The sequence below is a fragment of the Neptunomonas sp. genome (genome assembly GCF_016744175.1).
In the GTDB taxonomy this organism is placed as follows: Bacteria; Pseudomonadota; Gammaproteobacteria; order Pseudomonadales; family Balneatricaceae; genus Neptunomonas.
In genome coordinates this window covers 59,070-67,761 of the sequence record NZ_JADGEV010000020.1, presented here as the reverse complement: position 1 = coordinate 67,761, position 8,692 = coordinate 59,070, and the positions used below count along the sequence as shown (strand labels likewise).

6 protein-coding genes are annotated in these 8,692 nt (G+C 46.5%); all 6 read right to left on the bottom strand.

What is annotated here, in order from left to right; genetic code table 11:
- Positions 1-2,204, bottom strand: a 2,204-nt coding sequence (locus QZZ55_RS11085; RefSeq protein ID WP_293267392.1) for an MFS transporter, incomplete at its 3' end; no start/stop codon positions are given.
- A 210-nt stretch (positions 2,205-2,414) separates the two neighbouring features.
- Positions 2,415-2,657, bottom strand: coding sequence for a hypothetical protein (locus QZZ55_RS11080; protein WP_293267391.1), 243 nt, complete (start codon positions 2,655-2,657; stop codon positions 2,415-2,417).
- A 102-nt stretch (positions 2,658-2,759) separates the two neighbouring features.
- Positions 2,760-4,349 carry a BCCT family transporter gene (locus QZZ55_RS11075; RefSeq protein ID WP_293267390.1) on the bottom strand — a complete coding sequence of 530 codons (1,590 nt, stop codon included), beginning with the start codon at positions 4,347-4,349 and terminating at the stop codon, positions 2,760-2,762.
- A gap of 228 nt (positions 4,350-4,577) precedes the next feature.
- Positions 4,578-5,387 carry an electron transfer flavoprotein subunit beta gene (locus QZZ55_RS11070; RefSeq protein ID WP_293267389.1) on the bottom strand — a complete coding sequence of 270 codons (810 nt, stop codon included), beginning with the start codon at positions 5,385-5,387 and terminating at the stop codon, positions 4,578-4,580.
- Positions 5,377-6,681, bottom strand: coding sequence for an electron transfer flavoprotein subunit alpha/FixB family protein (locus tag QZZ55_RS11065; protein ID WP_293267388.1), 1,305 nt, complete (start codon positions 6,679-6,681; stop codon positions 5,377-5,379). The genes QZZ55_RS11070 and QZZ55_RS11065 overlap by 11 nt, the downstream gene beginning before the upstream one ends.
- Positions 6,681-8,627 (bottom strand): (Fe-S)-binding protein, encoded by a 1,947-nt coding sequence (locus QZZ55_RS11060; RefSeq protein WP_293267387.1) that lies wholly within the window; start codon positions 8,625-8,627, stop codon positions 6,681-6,683. The genes QZZ55_RS11065 and QZZ55_RS11060 overlap by 1 nt, the downstream gene beginning before the upstream one ends.
- Positions 8,628-8,692 lie beyond the last annotated feature (65 nt).

The window sequence follows — 8,692 nt, the reverse complement described above, 5'->3', positions numbered from 1 at the left end:
CGCTGTACCAACTCTACAGCGTCTTCATATTCTAGAGGCTTACCTTCAGGTTCTCCATCAAGCTCACCTTCAAGTTCAGCTGTAGCGCTATTTGCATCATCAGATTTATTCTCATAAAAATTACTCGCTATTTCAGTGGCTACTTCAGCAGCACTGCCTGGCACCGCTTCAACTACCGCCACAGCCATATCCAATGCTTGCTCTGGCGCGGCTTCTGCTAGCCTTGCCACCAGCTCAACAGTGTTGTGGTAATCATCTGTTGATTCTTGTGTCCATTCTTGGCTCCAGACTTCTTCGCCTTCTTGATACTCTACTGTCGCTTGGCCAGCTTCTGCTATATCTGGGCTCCCTGCGGCGATGGCTTCTTCGTCAGTTTCTGCAATATTGCTAGCGAGGTACTCTTCAGCTACAAGGACCGCAGATTCAGGTAGCGCATCAACCATCGCCACGGCAACATCCAATGCTTGCTCTGGTGCGGCTTGCCACAACTCAGACGCGATACTGGCAGCATCTTCTTCACTGGTATCTTCTTCACGGTCTGCCGGACGCACAGCTTCATATTCTTCGGCCAACACCTGCGCATAATACTCTGCTACTTCAGCAACAGATTCAGGTGCATACTCAACAGCCACTTTTGCCATCTCGATGCGTTGTTCAGGTAAAGCGCTGCCTATTTCTGCCGCGACAGAAACCACCTGCTCTGGATACCATTCCGCTAGTTTGGAGACAAGCTCGTAGGCCAGTTCAGGGCGAACCGTTACCACAGCACGCGTCACATCCAATATTTGATCTGGTACCGCTTCTTTCATCACTTCATACAAGCGTAAAACATCGATCCCCTTTACCGTAGCAACGGCGGCGGCGACTTCTACACCCAGTACAGGGTTTGCCATTGCCAACGCACGTGCCATTTTCACGGCTGCTGCTGGATCAGTTTCTGCAATACTGACGGCTGTTTCAGCTTCAGAACTCAATTCAGGCTGCTGTTCTACATATTCGGTACGTGGATCAAGCTCAACAGAGGCGGTAATAGATGCACCCTGCATGACAAAATGCTCCTGGTCTTCTATAGGCAATGCTTCACGAACAGCCATGCGGTACATAACAAAACCTGCCAGCAGTAACTGTATCAAGGCAACAAAGTAGAACAGTGCTGCATTACCGTATAAATCCATCACAATAGAGGTAGTATAAGGCCCTAAAATCCCACCAATGGAGAAAGCTAAAATCATACTTCCCATTGCCGCAACCATTTCACTTTGACGTAATTTATCAAATGCTTCCGATATACTCAGCGGGTAAGTACAGGCAATAATTCCGCAGGTTATGGCAGTACCTAAAAATACTGCCCATAAAATATTCTGAGAAGCGAGCACCGGCACTGAAAAATCAGCCACGGCTGAAATAAATAAAAGAATGGCTAGCACTGTACGTCGGTCAAACCTATCTGATAAATACCCAACAGGAAACTGCAGCAAGAAAGCTCCCAGAATAGCGGCTCCTATATAAAGCGAGAGCTGAAAATCAACTATGCCATAGTCTTTGGCAAATACAGGTAACAGGTTAAACGTAGCCGAATAAATCATCCCCGAAACCAAGCAACTAACAACGCCCAATGGAGAGATTTTATACAGTGCCAACAGTGACATAGAGCTGACCTCTGATATCGCAGGCCCGCTATTACGGCTTAACACCATAGGAATAACCGCCGCACAGAGTAATATTCCACTGAATACAAATAGTGTAGAGCCTTCAGGGCTTGCGATGTTCATAAAGAACTGCCCAAAAAACAACCCACTTAAAACAACGGCATTATAGGCAGCCAACACCTTGCCTCGTGTCTCTTTGGTGGAGCTTTCACTCAACCAGCTTTCCATAGCCGTAAATGCACAGGCATTACAAAAGCCTAAAACAATTCTCATCCCTCCCCAAAGTATGGGATCTGAAAAAAGACTACAAATAAGTATGCTGACGGCACCCAGTGCAACACAACCTGCAAATACGCGAATATGTGCCGCGCGTTTAATAAGGTGTTTACTATAAATAGCCCCCAGCAACATGCCCACAAAATACAGTGATAATACTGTACCAATGGTATTGGTATCCATACCGTCTAAACCCATTCTTACGGGTATCAGGACATTAATCAGGCCGTTACCTAAAAGTAGGACGAAACAGCTGATAAACAGGGATATAAGTGGCACAAGGGTTGTTCGCACGAGCAAATTCTCTAATCTACACAAAAAATATTTCTATTATTCACTCAATGAATACACAACAATTGAGTTCATAACTACGTTTAACAGTCACACTACGTAATTTCACAAAGTAATCACATCAGATGTGCGCATAAAATAGCTATTTCAGATAGTTGCCTAAACAGCTATCTGAAATAATTACTTTGGCGTCGTCGGCTAAACTAGTATTTGCAGCGCGGCTTTTACCTCGGGCAACAACAACTGCTCTTTCTGCTTAAGCTCGCCAATAATTCGATCAAATTCAACAGCCATCTCAGTGCTATTCTGATTATTAGCGCTACGCCAGTTCAATGCCACCAGTGCACATTGCTCTGATGTCCAATGGCTTTCAACAGGAATACCTACAGAGTGTAATAAACTGTAAAAATCCTCTTGGTCAACCAAATCTGCAATCATCATAAGCCACCTCATTTAGGTCTTTACGCTGCGCTTTAATACAGAAAAAGCCGGCAAAAATGCCGGCTTTTAGCATGGTACAAGACCATACCTATTAGATATTAATTAGTACACTTCGCTCTTCAACCCTTTATACAAGCTAACACACATAAATAGCAAGATAACCGTAAATGGTAAGCCGACAGTAATAGCACCTGCCTGCAACGCTTTAAGCGCTTCTGTACCGCCTCCGTATAATAATACCGCAGCAATTAGCCCTTCTAGCACGGCCCAGAAAATACGCTGCTGCACAGGAGAATCAACCTTACCACCAGCCGTAATAGAATCAATAACCAATGAACCAGAATCCGAAGAGGTTATAAAGAATACCAATACGAGGATAATTGCCAAGAATGAAGATATTTCAGCGAGCGGCAAATTTTCCAGCATATGGAACATGGCTAGAGAGACATCTCCCACACCTTTAGTGAGTTCACCTACATTGTTCTGGATCTGATCCAAAGCACTACCACCGAACGCAGCCATCCACACAGCGGATACCAACGTTGGAATAAGCAATACAGCTATCATAAACTCACGAACAGTACGGCCTTTAGAAACGCGTGCGATAAACATACCCACAAACGGAGACCAAGAAACCCACCAAGCCCAGTAGAAAACGGTCCAGCCGTGATACCACGTTTCATCCTCACGCCCAACCCAATTACTCAAAGGAACAATGTTTTCAGCATAGCTTGTCAGCACACCGAAAAAATTACCTACAAAGTTACTGAAAGAAGCAGTGATAATAACAAACAGTAACAATGCAGCGGCAATCAGCATATTGATGTTACTAAGTAACTTGACACCACCCTCAAGCCCACGCATGACAGAGAAGATAGTAATCGCAGTGACCACAACTATAATCGTTATTTGTACAGCTACGGTATTATCAATACCAAACAAAAAGTTAAGACCGCCAGCGGCCTGAGATGCCCCTAATCCAAGTGATGTTGCCAAACCAAAAATTGTCGCAAGCACGGCAACAATATCGATCACATGCCCAATCGGCCCCCATACTCTTTCACCTAACAGCGGATAAAATGCAGAACGAATAGTAAGAGGCAACCCTTTGTTATAGGTAAAGAATGCCAACGCTAAAGCAACAACACCGTAAATGGCCCATGGATGTAGTCCCCAATGAAACATAGTGGCGCCCATTGCAGCAGAAGCCCCTTCTGGCGTATTCGGTGCAGCATTGAGAGGTGTGCCATACCAATCGGTGTAATAAGCCACCGGTTCAGCTACACTCCAAAACATTAAACCAATTCCCATACCTGCAGCAAACAGCATAGAAATCCAAGAGATCCGACTAAATTCAGGTTTTGCTGTAGTCCCGCCTAATCTAATTTTACCAACAGGCAAAAAAATCAGCGCTAGACAAAATAGAACAAAGACGTTTCCTCCGATCATAAATAACCAGTCAAAAGTTTCAATTGACCAGGTACGCGCCCCAACCAATGTTTCTTTTGCATCAGCCGGAAAAATAACGGCCAAAGTGATGAACAGTAAAATGATAAATGCACTGGTTCCAAACACTGGGTTATGGATATCCATACCCATGAACTTCACATTATCTTGTCCTGCTTTGTAATCAGAGGTGTATTCAGCCCCTTTGTCCGCATACGCTGCGGCACTTCGAGTGCTTTCGTTCATAGTACTACTCCGCTTTTTTTATTATGCGCCATTTAAAGATGGCTTTGTGTTCACTTCTATCTTACGAAGAGTTCTGAAATGTAGTGTTGTAATTTACGACAGATCTCGACATTGGATTGACGCTTTTTGACAAGGCTCACACATAATATTGTAAATTTTGTGAGCAAATATAACGATATAATGATTTTATAGCGACCATAAGTGGTCGCTAATTATCAGTAACGCCGATTAACGCAACACCCCCTCTTCCAATAAGAGATCAAATATTGCCTGCGCTTGTTCAGTTACTGTTTTATCTTTTAAAACTTTTCCTCCGCTACCCTGCGGTTTAGCCGTCGCTGCTTTAAAACGATCCGCTGCCGTTTTCGCCTTAACAACTTTCAGCCGCTTGGGCCGCTTACGTGCGGGTAGCTCACTCCATTCACTGCGTACAGTATCCGTTTCACTGCCAGCCTGCTGCTGCTCCATTAATGCACGGTTAGCAGGGCCAAATGCGCTTTGGCGTGGCTCTGCTGCGGCATTATCGACACTAGCAATAAACGGCAATCGCACCGTCAAGGCACGACGCTGCCCTCGTGGTAGAGCCTGCAGCACTTCGGCAACACCCTCTTTAATGGATACAATATTGGCGATACGTGGCACCACAGGCCAACCCAATTTTTCAGCCAATAAATAAGGTACCATTCCTGAAGACTCACCACTTTCAGCACGCACCCCCGTTAATATAATATCGGGAACGTGCTTGCGTAGATATTCAGTCAGGGGGCTAACCGCATCGGCGCTCTCACGTAGCTGTATTACTCGTACAGATTCCAGCCCCATACCCGCGTAACTACGCAATGCCGACTGTTGCGAGTCCCCGGCATGCAATACTGTTAAATTTTGTTTTCCACGGCCCGCTTCAGCTAAGGTCAAGCCCAACTCAACAGCTCTGCCATCTTGCTCTGCTCGACGGGCTCGCCCTGAAGTAGGATGCTTACCCACAGAAATTAATGAGACTATTTTTAAATCCATCGAGGTATTAGCATCAAGCTGCATTTTTAGCTCCCTCTTTTTCACCGTTCTGATTATGCAAAGCTTGTTGGCGGTACGTATCAACTAAGTTTATTAGCTCGTCTAATACTTTTTCAGCATCACCAATCGTGCTTAAGTCAGCACGCTTTACCATGTCACAACCTGCATCAGTGTTGATCGTCACAACCTTGTCACACTGACCAATCCCTTGCATATGCTGTATTGCACCCGAAATACCTACGGCTAAGTATACGCGCGCAGTCACCCATGTTCCGGAGGCCCCTACTTGGCGAAAACGCGGCATATTGCCATCATCTACGGCTACACGGCTCGCGCCTTCCGTTGCTCCAAGCGCTTTCGCTGTTGCATGAAACTGCTCCCAATTTGTAATGCCGTTACCTGCCGCCAAAATAAACTCAGCTTCAGCCAAAGGAATGGCGTTAGGATCAACGGCCACTTGCCCTAAATCATGCAACTCAGGCAACACCGCTTGAACTGGCGCCCACTCAATCGATAGAGCTTCATGTCGGGTTTCATCAACAGGGTTAGCGCACTCTTGTGCCAACATAAGTAAACGAGGCGTATCACGCGTGATATCTGTTGAACCACTTGCGCCACGACAGATTGTTGTTTCAGTGTTCATCTGCCACGCTTGTGTAGCAGGTCGCTCCCCCAAGCGAGCAGCTAAACGAGACCCTAAATCAGTGCCACCATGAACACTATCAGGGAACAACCAGTATTCAGGTTTGAGACGCGCTTCTACTTGCTCCAGTGCTGCGACTTGCTGCTCAGGGCAATATCCTTCATATTCTGCGCCATCAAGTAATAACAAGCGATCAACACCTGCTTTATCAAAACTCTCTTCTTTACTAACGCCAAAGACAACCGCCATCACAGCGCCCGCCCCTGTACTCTCTCCTGCAACACCGGCTTCCATCGATCGAGCCAGTTGATGCGCTTGCCCTAAGATATCTTTATCATGCGCTGTCAGTCGACCACCGACCATGTCAGGTACCACGACAATCGTGAAATCTGGCTCACTGACTTGATGTAACGGTAATAACACCTCTTGGCTACTTTGCGCGTTACGCCGGCCAGTAATAGCAATCGCATTACCTTTGAGCCTATCGATACGCTTAATACCATTAGGGCCAATAAAACCGACTGCATGAGGGTTCTTACGTAACAAACCAGAAGGCCCAAGCGTTTCAGCGACCTGCACAGCAACCGTGCTATGTAGAGGGTGCAAACGGTTACGTGCGATTCTTTCTCCGCGTGGGTCTCTACGAAGAATATGTGAATAGTCAGAATCAGACATTAGAACGCCTCCTCAAGCTGATTTTCCACATCATTCGCTGCCTCATCGTCAAGCAGTACACTAGCTAAGATCTCAGCGATATCTTTTACTTGTGGACGCGGTTCAACTACTCCTTCGAGCATTGCCGTACATTGCTGACAACCGACGGCTATTAATTCTGCGCCTGTCGTTTGCACATCCTCCATACGCATATCGGCAATACGACGCTCTCCCGGTATATCGGTAATTGGAGCACCGCCACCACCGCCACAACAACGTGAACGAAAACCTGAACGCTCCATCTCGGCAATCTCAATACCAAGTGACCGCAATAACTCACGCGGCGCTTCATATTCGCCGTTATAACGTCCCAGATAACACGGATCATGGTAGGTGACTTTTCCACCTTTGAAGCGGCTCAGCTTAAGCTTACCCGCCTGTACTAGCTCATTTAGGAAGGTCGTGTGATGTAAGACCTCGACACCCTTAAAAACATCTCCCGCAAAATCAGTATATTCATTGCGTAAGCAATGATAAGCATGAGGGTCGGTCGTCACGATACGCTTAAATTTATATTGGCTTAAGGCTGCAATATTACGCTTAGCCAGACTTTGAAAAGTTGCATCATCACCTAAACGACGTGCGACATCTCCGCTGTCTAGCTCTTCATCACCCAATACAGCAAAATCCACATTGGCCGCTTTAAGCAAGCTAACAAACGCACGCAAAATACGCTGGCTACGCATATCAAAGGCCCCATCAGAGACCCAAAAAACCACATCTGTTTCTTTAACATCTCGTAATAACGGCAGGTTTTGATCAGCGGCCCAATTGGTGCGGCTCGCTGGTGCGTTGCCGTTAGGGTTATCTGTCGCTATCAGATTATCCAGCACTTCTGCGCCCTTATTAGGGGTGCTGCCCGTTTCCATGGTAAGAAAACGGCGCATATCAACAATCGCATCAACATGCTCAATCATCATAGGGCACTCTTCAACACAAGCACGACAAGTAGTACATGACCACAAGGTGTCTGGATCAATTAAGCCTTCGGTGATTGTTAGTAGCGGGCCTCCGTTCGCCTGTCCAACCTCTTTACCTGGATAGGGGCTTCCGGCGTAATGAGCATCACTGCCACCCGCCATACCGACGACCATATCTTGAATTAATTTTTTTGGATTTAACGGCTGCCCTGCTGCAAATGCCGGGCACACTGCCTCACACTTACCGCACTGCACACAAGCATCAAAGCCTAATAGCTGATTCCATTTAAAATCTTCAGGCTTTTGTACGCCCAATACTCGCTGATCCAGCGCTACTGGCTTAAGCCCTGTTGAGCGTCCGCCGCCAAAGCGCTCGGGACGACGATGAAATGCTAAGTGAAGCGCTCCTGCAAAGGCGTGCTTCATTGGCCCACCCCACGTCATACCGAGCAACATCTCAGACAATCCCATGGCAATAAAAACACCCAGAACAATTGTCAGTAGCAAGCCTCCAGCGCCTTCAGGTAAAACACCTGCCATCGGCAATGTGAGAATAAAAAAAGCACTGGAAAAGGCGAGTAAACTTTTAGGTAGACGCATCCACGGACCTTTTGACAAACGGCTCGGCGGATTCAAACGACGTTTAAAGACAAAAATAGCACCGACAAACATCAATGCTAAAGAGGCAAGCAACGCCCATGCTAAGATTTGGTTTTGAACCCCAAATAAATGAACTAGCACAACCAATAACAACGACAGCACAAAACCACCGCCAGTGGCAGCATGCGTTTTGGACATATACTTGTCGCGCTCTACAATATCGTGCAGATCATGTAGATAACGGCCAGGCATCGCCATTAAACCAGCAACAAAGTCTACTGATTCAGGTTGCCCAGCTCGCCACAAGTTAACTCGGCGTACAGCACCCACCGCAGCTAGCAGTAACGCTGTCGCGATAAGAAAGGGGTGTAACCACTCAAAAGTCATAATTCACCCTCAACAAGCAGGTGGATGGGCAGTAGAATCTGCCCTGTTATTTTTATCAGCTCCAG

What these genes read in the sequence shown, in the direction of transcription:
- QZZ55_RS11075 (WP_293267390.1), bottom strand. Translation starts at nt 4,349, where the DNA reads ATGAACGAAAGCACTCGAAGTGCCGCAGCGTATGCGGACAAAGGGGCT.
- QZZ55_RS11080 (WP_293267391.1), bottom strand. Translation starts at nt 2,657, where the DNA reads ATGATGATTGCAGATTTGGTTGACCAAGAGGATTTTTACAGTTTATTA.
- QZZ55_RS11065 (WP_293267388.1), bottom strand. Translation starts at nt 6,681, where the DNA reads ATGTCTGATTCTGACTATTCACATATTCTTCGTAGAGACCCACGCGGA.
- QZZ55_RS11060 (WP_293267387.1), bottom strand. Translation starts at nt 8,627, where the DNA reads ATGACTTTTGAGTGGTTACACCCCTTTCTTATCGCGACAGCGTTACTG.
- QZZ55_RS11070 (WP_293267389.1), bottom strand. Translation starts at nt 5,387, where the DNA reads ATGCAGCTTGATGCTAATACCTCGATGGATTTAAAAATAGTCTCATTA.